The organism is Actinocorallia aurea, assembly GCF_054783995.1.
Map to the genome: position 1 here is coordinate 1 of NZ_BAAGPQ010000002.1, position 19,052 is coordinate 19,052.

13 protein-coding genes are annotated in these 19,052 nt (G+C 73.1%); 5 read left to right on the forward strand and 8 right to left on the reverse strand.

All coding sequences use genetic code 11. From position 1 onward, the window contains the following. Positions 1 to 2,834: 2,834 nt before the first annotated feature. The 3 genes from ACYVOM_RS00220 to hflX all read right to left on the reverse strand — a co-directional run bounded on the left by ACYVOM_RS00220 (position 2,835) and on the right by hflX (position 6,746). A complete protein-coding gene (locus ACYVOM_RS00220) occupies positions 2,835 to 3,677 on the reverse strand; it encodes a DegV family protein (RefSeq protein WP_460301108.1) in 843 nt (280 codons plus the stop codon). 144 nt (positions 3,678 to 3,821) lie between these two features. Beyond that, positions 3,822 to 5,033 carry an imidazolonepropionase gene (gene hutI, locus ACYVOM_RS00225; RefSeq protein ID WP_460301109.1) on the reverse strand — a complete coding sequence of 404 codons (1,212 nt, stop codon included), beginning with the start codon at positions 5,031 to 5,033 and terminating at the stop codon, positions 3,822 to 3,824. A 282-nt stretch (positions 5,034 to 5,315) separates the two neighbouring features. Beyond that, positions 5,316 to 6,746 carry a GTPase HflX gene (gene hflX / locus ACYVOM_RS00230; protein ID WP_460301110.1) on the reverse strand — a complete coding sequence of 477 codons (1,431 nt, stop codon included), beginning with the start codon at positions 6,744 to 6,746 and terminating at the stop codon, positions 5,316 to 5,318. Between the two features lie 276 nt (positions 6,747 to 7,022). Between hflX and aceB the strand changes: the two genes are divergently transcribed. The 5 genes from aceB (at position 7,023) to ACYVOM_RS00255 (ending at position 13,165) form a co-directional block, all read left to right on the forward strand. Continuing rightward, positions 7,023 to 8,618: a malate synthase A gene (gene aceB / locus ACYVOM_RS00235; RefSeq protein WP_460301111.1), complete on the forward strand. Its 1,596-nt coding sequence runs from the start codon at positions 7,023 to 7,025 to the stop codon at positions 8,616 to 8,618. 23 nt (positions 8,619 to 8,641) lie between these two features. Further along, positions 8,642 to 10,060 (forward strand): FAD-linked oxidase C-terminal domain-containing protein, encoded by a 1,419-nt coding sequence (locus ACYVOM_RS00240; RefSeq protein WP_460301112.1) that lies wholly within the window; start codon positions 8,642 to 8,644, stop codon positions 10,058 to 10,060. Beyond that, a complete protein-coding gene (locus tag ACYVOM_RS00245; RefSeq protein ID WP_460301113.1) occupies positions 10,060 to 11,184 on the forward strand; it encodes an FAD-binding oxidoreductase in 1,125 nt (374 codons plus the stop codon). Before ACYVOM_RS00240 ends, ACYVOM_RS00245 begins: the two co-directional genes overlap by 1 nt. Continuing rightward, on the forward strand, positions 11,185 to 12,483 hold the full coding sequence (locus tag ACYVOM_RS00250) for a (Fe-S)-binding protein (protein WP_460301114.1): 1,299 nt from the start codon (positions 11,185 to 11,187) through the stop codon (positions 12,481 to 12,483). It begins immediately after the preceding gene. Between the two features lie 97 nt (positions 12,484 to 12,580). Further along, complete coding sequence (locus ACYVOM_RS00255; RefSeq protein ID WP_460301115.1) at positions 12,581 to 13,165, forward strand: hypothetical protein; 585 nt, start codon at positions 12,581 to 12,583, stop codon at positions 13,163 to 13,165. A gap of 28 nt (positions 13,166 to 13,193) precedes the next feature. Here ACYVOM_RS00255 and ACYVOM_RS00260 read toward each other — a convergent pair whose 3' ends face one another. The 5 genes from ACYVOM_RS00260 to ACYVOM_RS00280 all read right to left on the reverse strand — a co-directional run bounded on the left by ACYVOM_RS00260 (position 13,194) and on the right by ACYVOM_RS00280 (position 19,042). Then, positions 13,194 to 14,789, reverse strand: a complete 1,596-nt coding sequence (locus ACYVOM_RS00260; protein ID WP_460301116.1) for an ABC transporter family substrate-binding protein — start codon at positions 14,787 to 14,789, stop codon at positions 13,194 to 13,196. Beyond that, the gene (locus ACYVOM_RS00265; protein WP_460301117.1) at positions 14,786 to 16,168 is read right to left on the reverse strand and encodes an ABC transporter ATP-binding protein; all 1,383 of its coding nucleotides are present in this window, start codon (positions 16,166 to 16,168) and stop codon (positions 14,786 to 14,788) included. Before ACYVOM_RS00265 ends, ACYVOM_RS00260 begins: the two co-directional genes overlap by 4 nt. Continuing rightward, a complete protein-coding gene (locus tag ACYVOM_RS00270; RefSeq protein WP_460301118.1) occupies positions 16,165 to 17,004 on the reverse strand; it encodes an ABC transporter permease in 840 nt (279 codons plus the stop codon). Before ACYVOM_RS00270 ends, ACYVOM_RS00265 begins: the two co-directional genes overlap by 4 nt. A 5-nt stretch (positions 17,005 to 17,009) precedes the next feature. Then, positions 17,010 to 17,978, reverse strand: coding sequence for an ABC transporter permease (locus ACYVOM_RS00275; RefSeq protein WP_460301119.1), 969 nt, complete (start codon positions 17,976 to 17,978; stop codon positions 17,010 to 17,012). Between the two features lie 323 nt (positions 17,979 to 18,301). Beyond that, on the reverse strand, positions 18,302 to 19,042 hold the full coding sequence (locus ACYVOM_RS00280; protein WP_460301120.1) for an SCO6745 family protein: 741 nt from the start codon (positions 19,040 to 19,042) through the stop codon (positions 18,302 to 18,304). Positions 19,043 to 19,052: the final 10 nt, after the last annotated feature.

Sequence of the window (19,052 nt, forward strand, 5' to 3'; positions counted from 1 at the left end):
GACCTCCCCCGGCCACCGCCCCACCCGAGACGCGCCCGCCCGCTCAGAACGCACCGCAGCATCTCCCCCACCCGCGCGAACCCCCTCCCCAACCGAAGAACCGCCACCGCCATCAGAACGCACCCCGGCCTCCACCACCGCCCGCACACCCTCCTCAGCCGGAGCATTGCTGGCTCGATCAGAACGCTCCCCGGCACCCTCCGAGCCGCAGAATCCCTCACCCACAGGAGATTCGCCCGCACGATCGGAACGCAGGGCAGCATCTCCCACACCGGTACGGACACCCTCCGACGCCCAGGGACCCCCCGCACGACCACGACGCGCCACAGCGTCCCCGGTGCCCGGGGCTCCCTCCTCCGCCAGCCAGGCACCCGCATGATCGGGACGCGCCGCAGCATCTCGCACACCAGCACCGACACCTTCCATCACCCAGGGACCGCCCGCACCGGCGCGACGCGCTACGGCGTTCCCCGGGCCCGAAGCGCCCTTCCCCGCCTGCGACGTGCCCGCGCCAGCGGGACGCACCGCTGCATCTCGTGCGTTCGGATGGGTGCCCTGCCCTTCGCCGGGGTGGGCGGCGCGGTCGGGGCGTGTCAGCGCGTCGCCGGGAGCGATGTCGTCATCGGGCGGGGCATCCTGGGCGAGCGCCTCGGAAGGGTTCGGGGTCTTCGCCCGTGCCTCCGCGTCGAGGTCTTCGGGCTGGGGTTTCGGCTCGGGCGGGGGCACCGGGAGGCGATGCGGCCGAGGCTCCGCATCGAGACGGGCGCACACCTGAAGTCCGCCTGAGGCGGCGGTGTCCCTCCCAAGGCGACGACGGCCCGTGGGGACAGGGCGGGCCATGGCATCGTCTCCTCTCGCGGGCATTCCGCTGTTCCAAGTGCGACCTGAACCATGGGGAGGCGCTATGGCATCGCCCGCGCCTGATCCGTCAGCTCCGCCGAAGCGAGGGCGACCCGGACCGGAAGCGCGGACTGCCGCGTCATCCGGGCTCGATCGGTCGGCCTCATCGGAGCGAGAGTGACCCGAACCGGAAGCGCCGACCGCGAGATCGCCCCCGTCCGAACTGTCGAAGCGAAGGCGACCTGAATCGGACGCGCGAATTGCCGCGTCATCCGCACGCGGTCGGTCGGCCTTATTGGAGCGAGAGCGAGCTGAACCGGGAGCACGCACCGCAGGGTCTCCTGCGCCCGAGCGGTCCGTATCGCCAGAGCGAGGGCGATCCGGGTCTGTAGCGCCAACCATGGGATCGCTCGCGCTGGATCGGTCGGCGTCGGCGGAGCGGGGGCGCCCCTGGGCGGTGGCGCGAGGTGCGGCGTCGGTCGGGAACGATCGGCCGGTCTCGCGGGAGTGAGGGTGGGCCGGCGCGGTGGCGCGGGGTGCGCTGTCGTCTGCGGGCGTGTGGTCGGGCTCGGCGGATCGGCCGTGGTCGGAGTCGTGGGGGCGAGGCTCGGGGGCGGGATCGGGCGGGGTCGGGTGGGGGGCCTGTTCAGGGGGTGCCTCGGTGTCGGCCGGGGGTGCGGCGGTGGCGTCCCCCGCCGGGGCGGGCGGGGGTGCGGCGAAAGGGGTGCGGGGCCTCGTGGGCTCGGGAGCGGTGAGGCGGTGCGCGGTGGGAGGGTCCGGTTGGGAGGGATCGCGGGTCGGCGGCGGTGCTGTGGAGAGGTGTGAGCCCGGCTGTTCGGGGGTGAACTGAGCAGGGTCAGGACGGAAGGCGGCTGCGGTGCGGGTTGAGCGGGCCGGGGAGTCCGGGTCGGCTTTGGGTGCCGTGCTTGTCGTGGATCGGCGGAATCCGGTGGCCGAAGGCCTTTCGGGGGATCGCGGCGAAGATGCGGCGAATCGGAGGGCTCCGCGCGGCGGCATCGCCGACAGGACGATCACGGGGCTCTCCACGGCTTCTCGGGCCGTGCCGCGCGTCCACTCCGGCACGGGCCGCTCGTGAAGGGTGCGGGCTGCCTGCCATGCGCCGGTCGTGCCTCTGACGGGCGGGAGGGCGGCCACGGGCGGAGGGGTGGCACCAGCGCGGTTGGCGGGCGGAGAAGTGGTGCCGGGGCGGGCGGCAGGGAGGGTTCTGATCTCCTGGCGGCGGGACTTGCGGCGGGGACGGCCGCCACGGGACGGACCTGACCTGTAGGTCGCCGAGGGAGGCGCCACCGCCTCGGCCGGTCCGCCCGCATCCGACGGAACTGCCTCGGATCCGGGCAGGAGCCGTGCCTTCTGAGCGGTGGCCGCAGCGCGTCGCCGGTGCCGACCGCGCTCGTCGGGTGAGGCGGCTCCCGCGACGCGTTCACGCCTCGTCGCCTCCGGGCGAGCGGGCAGGCGGTCGCCGGGCACGGTGCGCTCCCCGCCGCCCCGAGGCTTCCCGCCGGAAAGGAGCCGTTCGGCGGGCTCGGAGCCGCGCGAGCGTTCCTCGGTCGGTGTGACGGCACGTTCCCGCCCGTGGGGCTCCCCGGCCACCTCCGTGGAAAAAGGCTCGCTGCGCGGCCTCTCCGCCGGGGGTACCCGGTCAAGGGCCGGCCGGCGCGGACGGCCCCAGAAATCGACGTCCTGGCTGTCGTCCCAGCGGACCCACTGCTCGCTGTTCCTGCCCCACATGTCCGTTCGCCCCTTCGTCTCCCCGCACCGCCGGACGGGCTGCCGTCGGCGGTGTGCTCCCGCGCTGAACCGTTCGTGCGCGGGCAGGGCGGAGCACGGGCGTGGCGGCGGGCCGCGCAGGGCAGGGCGAAGGACCGCTCCAGGTGGCGGATCCGACACGTCGCGTGATCACTCATGCAGCCGACGCTAGGCCCGAAATCAGCCCGCGAACGGACCGAATTCGATTCTGTGGATAACTTCTCGCGTCAGGCGCGGGGCGAGATGGCCACGCCGAGCATCCCCGGCCCGACGTGCGCGCCGATGACGGGGCCGACCTCGCCCAGATGCAGGGTCCGCAGCGCCGGAATGCGGCGCCGCAGGCTCTCGGCAAGGCTCCGCGCCCGCGCCGGGGACGCGACGTGCTGCACGGCGACGTCGACCGACCCCGACCCGGCCCGGGACACCGCAAGTTCCTCAAGACGGGACAGCGCTTTCGCCGACGTGCGGACCTTCTCCAACGGGGCGATCCTGCCGTCGGCGAGGCCCAGCAGCGGCTTGACCATCAACGCTGATCCGAGAAGGGTCGCGGCGGCGCCGATGCGGCCGCCGCGTCGCAGATGCTCCAAGGTGTCGACGTAGAACAGCGCGCTGCTCGCCTCCGCCCGTTCCCGGACGGCCTCGGCGACCTCGTCCAGGGTGCCGCCCCCTTCGGCCGCGACGGCCCCGGCGAGCGCGGCGAACCCGAGGGACATCCCGATGGTCCGGCTGTCCACGACGCGGACGGGCACCGCGGCCTCCGCCGCGGCGATCCGGGCACACTCCACCGTGCCGGACATGTCGCCCGACAGGTGGACGGAGACGACGGCGTCCGCGCCCGCCCCGGACGCGGCCTTGTAGGCGTGCGCGAACCTGTCGGGCGAAGGACGCGACGTCGACACCGGCTGCCAGGACCGGAGCGCGTCCGCGGCGTCGGCCGAGGTGATGTCCACCCCGTCGTCGCGCACCTTGCCGCCGATGATGATCTGGAGCGGCACGACACCGATGTCGTACCGGGCGAGGAGTTCGGGAGGCAGATAAGCGGAGGAATCCGTGACTATCGCAACGCCCATACCGGCCAACCTACCGCCGTACCGTTAACCGGCCGTCACAGCGAAGTGACCGCGATGCTGCCGGTTGCGGACCCCCGAAACACGGCCGCCACGGGAACTCCCCGGGCGGCCAGGAACGTTCCCGAACCGGACATACGCCGATGATCAGGGCTGAACCGGGACACCGCCCCGCCAGACGCGCAGGGCACGCAGCCCGTACGCCCAGGCGAAGGCGCCCTCGTGGTCGGCGTCCCACAGGACGATGTCGGCGTACATGCCGCGGGCGAGGGTGCCGCGGTCGGACACCCGCAGGGCCGCCGCGCCGCCGATGGTCGCCGCGCGCAGCGCCTCGGTGACGCTCATGCCGAACATCGCCACCGCGAGCCCGACGACGAGCGGCATCGAGGTGATCCCGCTCTCGCCCGGGTTGTGGTCGGTGCCGAGTGCGACGGTGACGCCGCGGTCGAGCATCGCCCGGACCGGTGGCACGCGTCCGCTGCGCAGCGCGCTGGGCGGGCAGACGGTGGCGGCGACGCCGGCGTGGGCGAGCGCCTTGATGTCCTCGTCGGTGGCCTCGGTGAGCAGGTCGGCCGAGGCGCAGCCGATCTCGGCGGCGACCTGGGCGGCGCCGCTGCGCTCGGACAGGCACGCGTGCAGGCGGGGCTTCAGCCCGACCTGCTGGGCCGTGTAGAGGACGGCCCGCGCCTCGTCGGCGGAGAAGTGTCCCTCGTCGCAGTACACGTCGACGCTGTCCGCGCCGGCCGCCTGCGCGTCCGCGGTCCACTGCCGGACTGCGTCGATGTAGTCGCGGCGGCGGCCGAAGAACTCGGGCGGCAGCACGTTGGCGGCGAGGAAGGTGGCGTGGATGCGCGGCATGGCCGGTTCGTTCTCCAGCGACCGGAGCATCCGGATGTCGGCGAGTTCGCCGTCGCGCGTGAGGTGGAAGCCGGTCTTGGCCTCGACGGTCGTGGTGCCCGACATGACCCAGGCGCGCAGCCGTTCGCGCACGGCGCTGCACAGGGTCCACGGGTCGGTGCCGCGGGTGACCGTCACGGTCGAGCCGATGCCGCCGCCCGCCGAGGCGATCTCCTGCTGGCTCGCGCCGCTCGTGCGCATCGCCAGCTCCGCCCAGCGGTTGCCCGCGTAGACGGGGTGGGAGTGCGCGTCGATCAGGCCCGGGGTGACCAGGCCGCCGCCGAGGTTCTCCACGTGGTCGACGTCGACGATGTCGTTGATGACGCCGGGAACGCTTTCCGGAAGGTCGGCGGACGGGCCCGCCCAGACGATCCTGTCGTTGTGGATCAGAATCGCGGCATTGCTGCACACATCGGTGCCGGTCCACAGGCGCCCGATGTTCGTCAGCAGACGAACCGTCATAGTCGTGTCACCGAACCGTCCGCTGGGAGGGGTCGACCGGGGAGCGTCAAGAGCCACCTGCTCTCGCTGGTACCGTCCGGCTGGCTGCCGGTCGGCGGAAACTGGCCGCTGCTTCGACGGGCGCCGAGCATCGGGACGACAAGACCGGAGATATCGGTTTCGTCACGGTAGTGCACGTCCGGGCTGCCAGACAAGCTCTTGACATGCCCAACGTGACACGGTCCGCCCGGGTTCCTCAGCGTAGTCCGCGTGTCCGCGAAACGTGGGCGAAACGTCGGAGAATCACGACCCCGAAGGCGCCACCTCGAAGACTTCCAACTCGGCGGCGAGGGCGAGGGGAACGCGGGCGATGAGCTCGGTCCCGTCCTCCCGGTGCTCGGTCTTCACGACCTCGCCCTGCTCGTGCACGCGGGCCGCGAGCGCGCCCTGGCTGTAGGGCAGCAGCACGTGGACCTCGCGGTCGAACTCGGGCAGTTCGGCCTCGATGAGCTCCAGCAGGTCGGCCATGCCGGCGCCGGTGCGCGCGGAGACGACGACGCTGCGCTTGAACTCGCGCCGGAGCCTGCCGATGACGACGGGGTCGGCCGCGTCCGCCTTGTTGATGACGATGACCTCGGCGATCGAGGTGGCGTCGACGTCCGACAGGACCTCGCGCACGGCCGCGATCTGCGCCTCGGGGTCGGGGTCGCTGCCGTCGACCACGTGGAGGATGAGGTCGGAGTCGGCGACCTCTTCCAGCGTCGAGCGGAACGCCTCGACGAGCTGGTGCGGCAGGTGCCGGACGAACCCGACGGTGTCGGCCAGCGTGTACGGCCTGCCCGACGGGGTCGCCGCCTTGCGGACGGTCGGGTCGAGCGTGGCGAACAGGGCGTTCTCCACCAGGACTCCCGCACCGGTCAGCCGGTTCAGCAGCGAGGACTTGCCCGCGTTGGTGTAGCCGGCGATCGCGACGGCGGGGACCTGCCTGGCCCGCCGTACCGCGCGCTTGGTGTCGCGGGTCTTGGACATCTCGGCGATCTGCCTGCGCAGCTTGGCCATCCGGGTGCGGATGCGCCGCCGGTCCAGCTCGATCTTGGTCTCACCGGGACCTCGGCCGCCGATGCCGACGCCGCCGGCCGCCCGGCCGCCGACCTGGCGCGACAGGTTCCCGCCCCAGCCGCGCAGGCGCGGCATCAGGTACTGCAGCTGGGCGAGTTCGACCTGGGCCTTGCCCTCGCGGGACTTGGCGTGCTGGGCGAAGATGTCGAGGATCAGCGCGGTCCGGTCGATGACCTTGACCTTGCAGATCTCCTCCAGCGTGCGCAGCTGCGACGGGGTCAGCTCGCCGTCGGCGATGACGGTGTCGGCGCCGGTCGCGAGGACGACGTCGGCGAGCTCCTCGGCCTTCCCGGACCCGATGTAGGTCGCGGGGTCCGGCTTGGCCCGCCGCTGGATCAGGCCCTCCAGAACCTCGGACCCGGCGGTCTCGGCCAGCAGCGCGAGCTCCCGCAGGGAGTTCTCGGCCTGGACGAGGGTGCCGTCGGTCCAGACGCCGACGAGGACGACCCGCTCCAGCCGCAGCGAGCGGTACTCGACCTCGGTGACGTCGGCCAGTTCGGTGGACAACCCGCCCACGCGCCGGAGCGCGTGCCGTTCGGCGAGGTCGTAGTCGCCCGTGGTCTCAGGACCCTCGTAGGCGTCGTCGAACTCGTCGAACTGATTGAACTCGGTCATGTTCCTCCTGGTTGGCACAACGCCGCCGACCGGCGGGTTCTTCCCCCAGCCTGCCACGACGAGGTGACGTTCTCACCTCAATATCCCCCGCGCGGGACCACCCTCGGCCACCGGGGTGGGCGCGCGGAAGGCCCCGGCTTGGACTCGCCGCTGCCGAGTCGGCTAGTCTTTTCATTACTCAGAAGTAGTTTTTCATCTAGCGAAAATCGACTACTGAGCCCGTTCCACCGCAAGCACGGGATAGCCGACATCCCGAGACGACAGGAAGGTCCCGAGATGGGCATCGAGGTCACCGGAACCCGAAACGAGCGATTCGACGAGATCCTCACCCCCGAGGCCCTTGATTTCGTGGCCTCCCTCCAGCGGGAGTTCGGGGCGCGCCGCCTCGAACTGCTCGCCAAGCGCGCCGAGCGCCAGGAGGCGCTGAACAACGGCGGCACGCTGGACTTCCTGCCCGAGACCGCGGGCGTCCGCGCCGACGACACCTGGCGCGTCGCCGAGCCCGCGCCCGGTCTGGAGGACCGACGGGTCGAGATCACCGGCCCGACCGACCGCAAGATGACGATCAACGCGCTCAATTCCGGCGCGAAGGTCTGGCTGGCGGACTTCGAGGACGCCAACACCCCGCTGTGGGACAACATGATCGAGGGCCAGATCAGCCTGCGCAGCGCCCTCGACCGCACCATCGACTTCACCGACGAGCGCACCGGCAAGTCCTACGCGCTCAAGGCGGACGAGGAACTGGCGACCATCGTGGTCCGCCCGCGCGGCTGGCACATGGAAGAGAAGCACGTCACCGTCGACGGCCAGACGATGTCCGGCTCGCTGTTCGACTTCGGCCTCTACCTCTTCCACAGCGGCAAGCGCCAGATCGCCAAGGGCAAGGGCCCGTACTTCTACCTGCCGAAGATGGAGTCGCACCTTGAGGCCCGCCTCTGGAACGACGCCTTCACCTTCGCCGAGAACGCCCTGGAGATCCCCCACGGCACGATCCGGGCGACCGTCCTGATCGAGACGATCCCCGCCGCCTTCGAGATGGAGGAGATCCTCTTCGAACTGCGCGACCACTCCGCGGGCCTCAACGCGGGCCGCTGGGACTACCTGTTCTCGGTGATCAAGAAGTTCCGCTCGCGCGGCGCCCAGTTCGTCCTGCCCGAGCGCAACGCGATCACCATGACCGCGCCGTTCATGCGCGCCTACACCGAGCTGCTCGTCCGCACCTGCCACAAGCGCGGCGCCCACGCGATCGGCGGCATGGCCGCCTTCATCCCGTCCCGCAAGGACGAGGAGGTCAACCGGGTCGCGTTCGAGAAGGTCCGCGCCGACAAGACCCGCGAGGCCGGCGACGGCTTCGACGGCTCCTGGGTCGCCCACCCCGACCTCGTCCCGGTCTGCCGGGAGGTCTTCGACGGCGTCCTGGGCGACAAGCCCAACCAGCGCGACCGCCTGCGCGAGGAGGTCAAGGTCTCCGCGAGCGACCTGCTGTCGGTCGACAAGACCCCGGGTGAGATCACCGAGGCGGGCCTGCGCAACAACATCGACGTCGCGCTGCGCTACCTCGCCGCCTGGCTGAACGGCTCCGGCGCGGTCGCGATCCACAACCTGATGGAGGACGCGGCGACCGCCGAGATCTCCCGCTCGCAGGTCTGGCAGTGGATCAACAACGGCGTCAAGCTGCCCGACGGCACGCTCATCACCAAGGAACTGGTCACCACGCTCCTCGACGAGGAGCTGGCCAAGATCCAGACCGAGCTGGGCGACGCCTACAATTCCGACCGGTACAACGAGGCGGTGGCCCTGTTCAAGGAGGTCACCCTCGCCGACGACTACAGCGAGTTCCTCACCACGCCGGCCTACGTCCGTTTTCCCTGACGAGCGTCCCGTAAGGAGCGCCGATGCTGCAGAGCCTGGCCGAACACCTCCGGAGCGTGCTGCGGCCGGACTCTGTCATCGATGACCCCGTCCGGCTGCGCACCTACGAGTGCGACGGGCTGACCGTCCACCGGGCGTCCCCGGGGCTCGTGGTGCTCCCGGAGTCGGCCGAGGAGGTCGCCGCGGTGGTCCGGGCCTGTGTCGCGCGCGGCGTCCCGTACGTCGCGCGCGGCAGCGGCACGGGCCTGTCCGGCGGCGCCCTCCCCCGGACGGACGGGGTCCTCATCGTCACGTCGCGGATGCGGCGCATCCTGGAGATCGACCTCGACGACCAGCGCGCGGTCGTCGAGCCCGGGGTGATCAACCTGGACGTCTCCAAGGCGGTCCGGCCGTACGGCTACCACTACGCGCCCGACCCTTCGAGCCAGCAGATCTGCTCGATCGGCGGGAACGTCGCGGAGAACTCCGGCGGCGCGCACTGCCTGAAGTACGGGTTCACCGCCAACCACGTGCTGGCCTGCGAGATCGTCACGCCCGACGGCGACATCGTCACGCTCGACGACGGGCCCGGCTACGACCTGCTGGGCGCGTTCGTCGGGGCGGAGGGCACCCTCGGGATCACCACGAAGGTGACGGTCCGGCTGACCCGGACGCCGCAGGCCGTCCAGACGCTCCTCGCGGCGTTCCCGTCGATCGAGACCGCGGGGGCCGCGGTGAGCGCGATCATCGGCGCGGGGATCGTCCCGGCCGCCATCGAGATGATGGACGCCCTGGCCATCGAGGCCGCCGAGGCGTCCGTCGCGTGCGGGTACCCGGCCGGGGCTGGCGCGGTGCTGATCGTGGAGCTCGACGGCCACGAGGCCGAGGTCGCCCACCAGTTCGCGCAGGTGACGGCGCTGTGCGGGGACGCCTTCGAGCAGCGGGTGGCCCGCGACGACGCGGAGCGGGCGCTCATCTGGAAGGGCCGCAAGTCGGCCTTCGCGGCGGTCGGCCGCATCTCCCCCGCCTACATCGTCCAGGACGGGGTCGTCCCGCGCACCGCCCTCCCGGACGTCCTGGCGGCCATCGACACGCTCTCCCAAGAGTCGGGGGTAAGGGTGGCGAACGTGTTCCACGCCGGAGACGGCAACCTCCATCCCCTGGTCCTCTTCGACGACGCGGAGCCGGGCGCCGAGGAGCGCGCCGAGGCCGTGTCGGGGGCGATCCTCGACCTCTGCGTCTCCAGCGGCGGCTCCATCACGGGCGAGCACGGCGTGGGGGTGGACAAGGCCAAGTACATGCCCCGCATGTTCACCGAAGCCGACCTGGACACCATGCAGCTCCTGCGCTGCGCCATGGACCCGTCGAACCTGTGCAATCCGGGCAAGGTGTTCCCCACGCCGCGGCTGTGCGGGGAGATCCCGCGCGTCCGGCGGGGCGCGCCCGAGGGGGAGCTGTTCTGATGCGCGAACCGCGGACCGGCGGCCCGGGGGACGAGATCCTCGGAGTCGTGCCCGAGCAGGTCGTCCGCCCCGAGACGGTCGAGGAGGCCGCGGAGGCGATGCGCGCGGCGCACGCCGCCGGGCGGACCGTCGTAGCGCGCGGCAACGGCACCCGGCTGCACTGGGGAGGAGCGCCCCGGTCCTGCGACGTCCTGCTCGACACCCGTTCGCTGGACCGGGTGGTCGAGCACGCGGCGGGCGATCTCGTCGTCACCGTCGAGGCCGGGATGCCGGTGGCCCGCCTACAAGAGCTTCTGGCCCCCGCTAGGCAGCAGCTCGCCTTGGACGCCCCGTTGGAATCGACCGTCGGCGGCACCCTCGCGACCGCGTCGGCGGGCCCGAGGCGCCTGCTGTACGGGACGCCCAGGGACCTCCTCATTGGCGTCACCGTCATCCGCGCGGACGGGGAGATCGTCAAGTCCGGCGGCAAGGTGGTGAAGAACGTCGCGGGGTACGACCTCGGCAAGCTCTACACAGGGTCGTTCGGCACCTTGGGGCTCATCGTGCGCGCCTCCTTCCGCCTGCACCCCCTGCCCGAGCAGCGCGTGTTCGTCACGGCGGCCGAGCCCGATCCGCTGCGGGCCGTCCTGGCGCTCCTGCACTCGCCGCTCGTGCCGAGCGCGATCGAGGTCGACGGCGCCGGAGCGAACTGCACGCTGGCCGTCCTGTTCGAGGGGAGCGCGGCCGAGACGCGGGCGGCGGAGGCCGTCCGGCTGCTCGGCGGCTCCGCTCGGGTCGCCGAAGAGCCGGCGTGGTGGGGCCGCTACCCGGACGGCGAGGTGCTCCTGGAGGTCAGGGCGAAGCCGAGCGACCTGGCGGAGGTGCTGGCGCTGGGCGGCTCCCGTATTCGCGGCTCGGCTGGGAGCGGCGTCTGGTTCATAGGCACCTTCGCCGCCTCCGCTCCCGATCTCGTGGCCCGCCTCCGGCGCCGCTGGACGACGATCGTCCGCAGCGCGCCTCCCCGTCTGCACGGCTCCCTCGACCTGTGGGGCCCGTCTCCGGCCCTTCCCCTGATGCGCAGGGTGAAGGACCGGTTCGATCCCGGCCACCGGCTGTCCCCCGGCCGCTTCATCGGAGGTGTCTAGATGAGCGACGAGTTCGGCGAGCTGCTCGGCGACTGCGTCCACTGCGGCTTCTGCCTCCCGACCTGCCCGACGTACGTGCTGTGGGGCGAGGAGATGGACTCCCCCCGCGGCCGGATCCACCTGATGGCCCAGCACCACGAGGGCACCCCGCTGACGCCGGAGATGGCGGGCCACTTCGACGCCTGCCTGGGCTGCCTGGCATGCGTCTCCTCGTGCCCTTCGGGGGTGCGCTACGACCGGCTCATCGACACGACGCGCGCCGAGGTCGAGCGCGTCCATCCGCGCTCCCGCGCCGAGCGGGCGCTGCGCGAGGCGGTCTTCGCCCTCTTCCCGCATCCGCGCCGCCTGCGCGCCGTACGCGGCCCGCTGCGGCTCTACCAGGCCACGGGCCTGGCCAGGGCGGTCCAGCCCGTCCTCGCCCGGCTCAGCCCCGCCCTGGCCGCCATGGAGCGGCTGGCGCCGCCGCTGGGCCGGGCCGTGCGGCTGCCCGAGCGGGTCGCGGCGCGCGGAGAGCGCCGCGCGGTGGTCGGAATGCTCACCGGGTGCGTGCAGCGGGAGTTCTTCCCGCAGGTCAACTCGGCGACCGCGCGCGTGCTGGCCCTGGAGGGCTGCGACGTGCTGATCCCCAAGGGCCAGGGCTGCTGCGGCGCCCTCTCCCTGCACTCGGGCCGGACGGAGGAGGCGAAGTCCTTCGCGCGCAAGGCGATCGAGGCGTTCGAGCGGGCGGACACGCTCGTCGTCAACTCCGCCGGCTGCGGCTCGGCCATGAAGGAGTACGCGCAGCTGTTCTCCGACGAGCCCGAGTGGGCCGAGCGGGCGGCGGACCTGTCGGGCAGGACCCGCGACTTCACCGAGTTCCTGGCCGAGCTCGGCCCGCGGGCGGTGAGGCACCCGCTGAACCTGACGGTCGCCTACCACGACGCCTGTCACCTCGCCCACGGGCAGGGCGTCCGGGCGCAGCCCCGCGCGCTCCTGAGCGGCATCCCGGAGCTGCGGATCCGCGAGGTGGCCGACCCGGACGTGTGCTGCGGCTCGGCCGGGACCTACAACCTCTTCCAGCCGGAGGCCGCGGCGGAACTCGGCGACCGCAAGGCCGCCCAGGTCGGGGCGACCGGGGCGGACCTGCTCGTGGCCGGCAATCCGGGGTGCACCGCCCAGATCGCCGCGGCGCTGGCGCGGAACGGCGCGCCGATGGCGGTCGCGCACCCCGCGCAGGTGCTCGACGCGTCGCTGCGGGGACTGGGCGCGAAGTCACTCGTGTCCCTGCCGCACCATGTTGCCCGTGCAACGGTGCGCTAGGCTCCGGTCTCCAGCACCTCAGATTGGACGCTCCATGTCTGGATCGCACCGTTCTCCAGGTAGCCGGCGCAAGAGCCAGAGCCGAAAGGGCGCCGTGGTGGCCACCACCGCCCTCGCCGGTCTGCTCGCCATCGCCGCCATAGGCGCGGGCTCCTACATCGCCCGCGAGACCGGCGCGGGAGCCGGCGAGCCCAAGGCCGGCCCCGCACCCGCCGCCTCCGGGCTGGCCCGCCCCGCGACGGGCGAGCCGATGACCCTCACCGACACCGACGGCTTCGGCTACACCATCGCCGCCGTCGCCGCCGGACGCGACGACGAGGGCCACGCCTACGCCGACTACGTCATCGCCAACACCGGAGACGAGCAGGCCCCGCTGGAGACCCCTGGCGACCTCTTCGTCCCCAAGGCCAAGGCGAAGTCTGCGGCCTGCATGGAGCAGCCGGGGGCGCCCGGCTCGATGTGCACCCCGCCGAACTCCTCCAAGGTGGTGGGCCCTCTGGAGGGATCCGCCGCGGTCGTCGAGGAAGGCGTGGACAGGTACATGCCTCCCCACTCCGAGTTCCTCATCCGGGTGACCACCGACGACAAGGTCGGCGAGGTGTCCGAAGACGACCTCGGCCTCTACGTCTGGGACGCCCGCTTCGTCGAGGACCGCAAGGCTCGCCTCATCTCCTTCCCCTGACCCCGCCCGGGAAGCCGACCCGCCGCCTTCACCTGAAGCCGATGTCCTCGTACACGAGGTTCGACAGGCCCGGCGCCCCTATGTTCGCGAGGCGGGCGTCGACGGCGACGAGTTGAGGCCGCTGGTACAGGGGCAGCACCGTGGCGAGCCCCCAGAGCCGGGCGTCGGCTTCGTCGAGCAGTTCGCGGCTCTTCGCCGGGTCCAGGGAGCGGCCCGCCTTGGCGAGCAGGTCGTCCACCTGCCCGTCCCCCGCGCCGGTGAAGTTCTGGCCGCCGTCGGAGGTGAACACCGACGCCATCAGGGAGGCGGGGAAGGGCCCGCCCAGCCAGGAGAACGCGACGAGGTCGAAGTCGCCGCGCGCCACATACTGGGCGATCATCGCGTTCTGCGGCACGGGGCGCAGCACCACGTCGAATCCCACCTCGCCCAGCAGCTTCTGGACGAGTTCGGCCTCCTCCCGGTAGGCGGTGTTGCCCGCGGGGATCACGTACCGCAGCCGGGGTCTCGCCCCGCCGAGCAGCCTCTTCGCCTCGGTCACGTCCCGGGCCGGGCCGAGGTCGCGGTAGCCGGGCTGCCCCGCGACGAAGAAGCGGCTGCCGAGGGTGCGCGGCGGGGCGTCCAGGCGCGCCAGGGCGGCGCGCGCCAGCAGGTCGCGGTCCAGCGCCAGCAGGACGGCGCGGCGCGCCGCCGGGTCGGCGAGCGGCCCTTGGGCGGCGTTGAGGGTCAGATGCCTCCAGTCCGCGCCCGCCGCGCGCCGGATCCGCGCCCACGGCAGGTCCCGGGCGCGCAGGTAGGCCGCGACGTCGCCTCCGACGTCGAGCAGGTCGATCTCGTGGTTGGCGAACGCGCCCGCGCGCGCCGCGGCGTCCAGCGCCCGGAACCTGATCTCCGCGAGCTTGGCGGGCTCCCCCCACCAGGCGGGGTCGCGCTCCACCGTGACGGTGCCCGCCGTCCGGTCCAGCGCCGCGGGGCGGAACGGGCCCGCCGAGACGGGCAGCGCGGACACCCAGCCCCGGTCGAAGACCTGGGGATCGCGCATGGTGGAGGCCGGGTAGAGCGGGGAGAACAGGCCCTGCCAGTCCGCGAACGGCCTGCGGAAGACGACCACGACCTCGTCCGGAGCCTCCCCCTTGCGCACTTCGGCTATGTCGGCGTACCCGGTGCTGGAGGCGACCTTGAACCTGCGGTCCCTTCCCGACAGGGCGCGGGCCTGCGCGGCGAAGTCCTCGTAGCCGATGCGCCTGCCGTCCGACCAGCGCGCGCGCGGGTTCAGCAGATACCTGACGGTCTGAGGCGAGCGCCGGACGACACGCGCTTCCAGGAGGTAGTCCGGATCCGGCGTCACGTGTCCCGAGGGGTCGGACACCATCGGGAACGGAAGGATCGCGCGCAGAACGAGCTCGGCGGCCCCGTCCATCCCGCTCACGTGGTGGGCGTTCCACTGCGCGGGGAAGGAGGGGAGCGGCCAGCGCAGAACGCCGCCCTCACGGAGCTCCTCGCGCGGCACAGGGGTGAGGTCGGAGGCGGCGGCCTCGGCCGGCGCCCTGGTACGCGCGGCCGTACAGGCCACCATGCCGGACGCGGCGACGAGCAGCGCCGCCAGCGCGTGCGCGGTCCTGTTCACCAGATCCTCCCCTCGCGCAGCACCAGCGTCCGGTCGGCGAGCGCGGCGAGCACGTCCTCGTCGTGGGACACCAGCAGGCAGGCCAGGTCGAGCGCGGCCCGCAGCTCGCCCAGCAGGTCGACGATCCCGGTCTTGGCGCGCGCGTCCAGCGCCGACACCGGCTCGTCCAGCAGCAGCAGGCCGGGGCCGAGCGCCAGGGCGCGGGCGATGGCCACCCGCTGGCGCTGCCCTCCCGACAGCGCCCCCGGCCGGCGCGCGGCCAGGTCCGCGGGCAGCCCGACCAGCGCCAGCAGCTCCGCGACCCTGCCCCGCACGGGCCGGCGGTGGACGCGCAGCGGCTCCGCGAGGCTCTGGGCGACCGTCATGACCGGGTCGAGGGCCGCCCACGGGTCCTGGAAGACCGGCTGGACGCGGGTCCGCAGCGTCCGTCTCGCGGCCGGCTGGAGGGTCCTGGTGTCGCGCCCGTAGACGGTCACGCGGCCCGACTGCGGCGGGGCCAGCCGCAGCACCTCGCGCAGCAGCGTGGTCTTGCCCGCGCCCGACGCCCCCGCCAGCCCGACGATCTCTCCGGCGCCCACCTCCAGCGTCGCCCCTTCCAGCACTTTGCGGCCGTCCACGACGCAGCCGAGTTCGGTCACCGAGAGCACCGGGGCGCCCGTCGGCCGGGCCCGCGGCAGGCGCCCGGCGGGCGCCCTGCCGGGTGCGGGCGCGCCGAGCAGGCCGTCGCGCAGCGCCAGCACCCGGTCGGCGCGGCGGGCGACGAGCCCGGGGTCGTGCGAGATGAGCAGCAGCGCGCTGTCGGCGTCGCGGCACAGCCCGCACAGCAGATCCATGATCCGCTCGCGGACGGCCGGATCGAGCGAGGCGGTCGGCTCGTCGGCGACGACGACGGCGGGCCGGTGCGCGACGGCCATCGCGATGAGGACCCGCTGCCGCATCCCGCCGGAAAGCTCCGCGGGATAGGCGCGGTACCTGTCGGCCGGGATGCCGACCAGGGCCAGCAGCTCCGCCGCGCGCTCACGGGCGCCCGGCCTCCCCGCGTGGATCCGGACCGCCTCGGCGACCTGGGCGCCGACCCCGCGCACCGGGGTGAGGGCGGCGAGCGGGTCCTGCATGACCAGCGCGATCCGGCTTCCCCGCAGCGGGGACCAGGCCCGGTCGCCGAGGCCGTGCACGGGCGTCCCTGCCACGTGGATCTCGCCGGACGAGCGCGCCTGCCGCGGGAGCAGCCCCAGCAGGGCCAGGGCGACCGCCGACTTGCCCGCTCCCGACGGCCCCGTCAGGGCGACGACCTCGCCCGGCGCCGCGTCGAAGCCGATGCCTTTGATGATCTCCGTGTCGCCGTAGGCGATCCGCAGATCCCGCACCCTGAGGTTCACCGGTCCTCCAACGCGCGGTGCAGGCCGTTGCCCAGGAGGTTGACGGCCGCGGTGAGGGCGACGAGCACCAGGGCGGGGGGCAGGAACAGCCACGGCTGCACGGTGGCCAAAGGCGCGCCCTCGGCTATGAGCGTGCCGAGCGAGACGTCCGGGGGCGCCACGCCGAAGCCGAGGAAGGCGAGTCCGCTCTCGCCGAGGATCGCCATTCCCACGTTGACCGCGACGTCGGCGAGGAGCAGCCCCGCGAGGTTCGGCAGGATGTGCCGGAGCACGATCCAGCGGCGCGACGCCCCCAGGTACACGGCGGCCAGCACGAACTCCCGCGCCCGCAGCGACCGGGTCTGCGCCCGCACCGCGCGCGCGGTGAGCGGCCACAGCAGGAGGGCGAGCAGCAGCACGAGCACGGCCGGGGAGGTGCCTTGCGGGGCGACCACGGCGACCAGGAGCACGCCGGGCAGGACCAGCAGCAGGTCCGTCGCGCCCATCAGCAGGCGGTCCGGCAGGCCGCCCACGAGCCCGGCGAACGCCCCGACGAGGGCGGCGACCGCCGTGGCGGCGATCCCGGCGGCGACGCCCACCAGCAGCGACGAGCGCAGGCCCCGCATCGTCAGCGCCGCGACGTCGCGGCCCGTGCCGGTCGTGCCGAACCAGTGGCGCGCCGAGGGTCCTTCGCGCAGGGCGTCCAGATCCATCGCGCGCCAGCCGTCGCCGCCGCGCGCGAGCGCGGCGAGGGCGAGGACCGCGAGGACGAGCAGCCCTCCGGCGACTGCCTTATCGCCGTACAGGGCGCCGATGAGGCGCGTGCCCGGCTTCGCGCCGCCCAGCGGCTGCGTCACGCCCGTCACAGGGCACCCGCCCGCTTGCGGGACGCCATCGGATCCAGAAGGCGGTGCGCCACGGCTGCGGCGAAGGTGGCGACCGGGACGGCGAGGGCGGCGACGGCGGTGCAGGCCGCGACGGGATGCGGGTCGGAGGCCCGCAGGGAGTCCAGGAGCCAGGCGCCCATCCCTTGGCGGCCGAAGGCGACCTCCACGTAGGCGGTGCCCAGGAGCAGGAAACCGAGGCTGTAAGCGAAGTAGGTGACTGTGGGCACGAGGGCGGTGCGCAGGCCGTGGCCGAAGTACGCGGGGTACAGCCGGAGGCCCCGTGCGCGCGCGGCGCGCACGTGCTCGGACTCGGCGGCGTCGCGCATGAGCGCCTGCTGGTATCGCCCGAACAGGGCGAGCTGGGCGAGCGCGATCGTCAGGGTGGGCAGCAGCAGGTGCTGGAGGCTCGCGGCGAGCCCTCCGTCGCCGTCGCCGACCCACCGCACAAGCGGGATCCCGGTGGCGGTGTTGAGCCGCTCCCCGAGGAGCTGGAGCCCGATCGCGATGACGAAGACCGGGGTGGCCAGCAGCACGTGCGACACGGCGGTGAAGACCCGCCCAGGCCCCCGCGCGAGCGCCGCCCACGCGCCGAGCGCGATCCCGGCGAGCGCGCCGAGCGCGGTGCCGGGCAGTAGCAGGCCGACGCTCGTGGCGAGCCTGCCGGGCAGTTCCGCGGAGACCTCCGCGCCCTGGACGGTCCGGCCGAAGTCGCCCCTGAGCACGCCGGACGCCCATGTGAGGTACCGCTCGTGCAGCGGCGTCCGGTCGTTGAGGTTCAGCTCCGTCAGCTCTGCCTCGACGGCCTCCTGCGCCGGGCGCGGCTGCCGCCCTTCGAGCCGCGCCCGCGGATCGAGGCTCAGCGCCGCGAGGAGGTACCCCAGGCTGGCCGCGGCCGCCGCGAGGGCGAGCGCCACGGCGGCACGCCGGACAAGGGGGAAGAGCAACACCGCTCCCGTCGGTCGGCAACGCAGAGCAAGTGAGATATCACGTTGAGACACATCCGCGCGCTCGAGCCGAGGGATTGGGCATGGGACGAACCGCCCTCCCGGGGCCCCGGCCGACTCCCGGGGACTTCGGGACAGCTGTCCCTTCGGGGCGGGATGCCCGGGACCGTACCTTCGTAGACGTAAGGGGGTACGCGCCCCCCGGGTCGGGAGCCCCGGGACGCGAACCAGATGAGCCGGTGGTCATACTCTTGGCGGGGGACGACCACCGGCTCTCTTCGTTTCCGGTTCCTTTCTCTGGCCTCGCCCGAGGCGTCCCGGGCCTAGCGCGTGAACGCGGCGGTGTGGGCCGCGGCCAAGAGCGCGACGAGTTCTTCGCCTTCGGCCTTGTCGAGGGCCTCGAAGGCCTGCTGGGCGAGCCTGTCGGTGACGGCCTCGGCGTCCCGCCACAGCGCCTGATGCGCCTCGGTGATGTCCGCGAACGGCTCCGGCCAGCCGAACAGCCGGGCCTGGTCGGGTCCGGAGTTGAGCGGGGAGCCGCCGATCAGGACGGCCTGGAGCGCGGTCAGGCCACTGGCCTTGACCGCGACGAAGTGCAGTCCGCCGCGCAGTTCGCGCAGCGCGTGGACGAGGTGCATGACGCGGCCGCGCGGGTCCTCGTCCAGGGGCAGCGCCCGCCAGCCGCCGAACAGCGGCGCGCCGATAGGGTCCGCGTGCCGGACGACGGCGAGCAGGAGTTCGGCGAGGCGCTCGGGCTGGTCGAACGAGGCGAGCTTGCGCTTTCCGAAGGCCTGGCAGGCGCGCAGGTAGCCATCGGCGGCCTCCTCGGGGGCCATGGCCACAGACTCCCAGGAGGAGCGCACGACCTCCCCGGGGAAGAACCCGGCGGCCGAGGCCACGACGTCGGCGTCGACATCGCCGAGGACGCCGCAGCGGCCCCGGAAGTAGGGGCCGAGGAAGCCTTCGACGCCTGTCGTCTGCCCGAACTCCCGGACCTCGCGCGAGAACATGAATGCCCCGCCCAGTTCCTGGATGTGCCGCTGCACGGCGCTCGCGAGGGTCATCGGCGCTTCC

What these genes read in the sequence shown, in the direction of transcription:
- ACYVOM_RS00220 (WP_460301108.1), bottom strand. Translation starts at nt 3,677, where the DNA reads ATGGGCGTTGCGATAGTCACGGATTCCTCCGCTTATCTGCCTCCCGAA.
- hutI (WP_460301109.1), bottom strand. Translation starts at nt 5,033, where the DNA reads ATGACGGTTCGTCTGCTGACGAACATCGGGCGCCTGTGGACCGGCACC.
- hflX (WP_460301110.1), bottom strand. Translation starts at nt 6,746, where the DNA reads ATGACCGAGTTCAATCAGTTCGACGAGTTCGACGACGCCTACGAGGGT.
- aceB (WP_460301111.1), top strand. Translation starts at nt 7,023, where the DNA reads ATGGGCATCGAGGTCACCGGAACCCGAAACGAGCGATTCGACGAGATC.
- ACYVOM_RS00240 (WP_460301112.1), top strand. Translation starts at nt 8,642, where the DNA reads ATGCTGCAGAGCCTGGCCGAACACCTCCGGAGCGTGCTGCGGCCGGAC.
- ACYVOM_RS00245 (WP_460301113.1), top strand. Translation starts at nt 10,060, where the DNA reads ATGCGCGAACCGCGGACCGGCGGCCCGGGGGACGAGATCCTCGGAGTC.
- ACYVOM_RS00250 (WP_460301114.1), top strand. Translation starts at nt 11,185, where the DNA reads ATGAGCGACGAGTTCGGCGAGCTGCTCGGCGACTGCGTCCACTGCGGC.
- ACYVOM_RS00280 (WP_460301120.1), bottom strand. Translation starts at nt 19,042, where the DNA reads ATGACCCTCGCGAGCGCCGTGCAGCGGCACATCCAGGAACTGGGCGGG.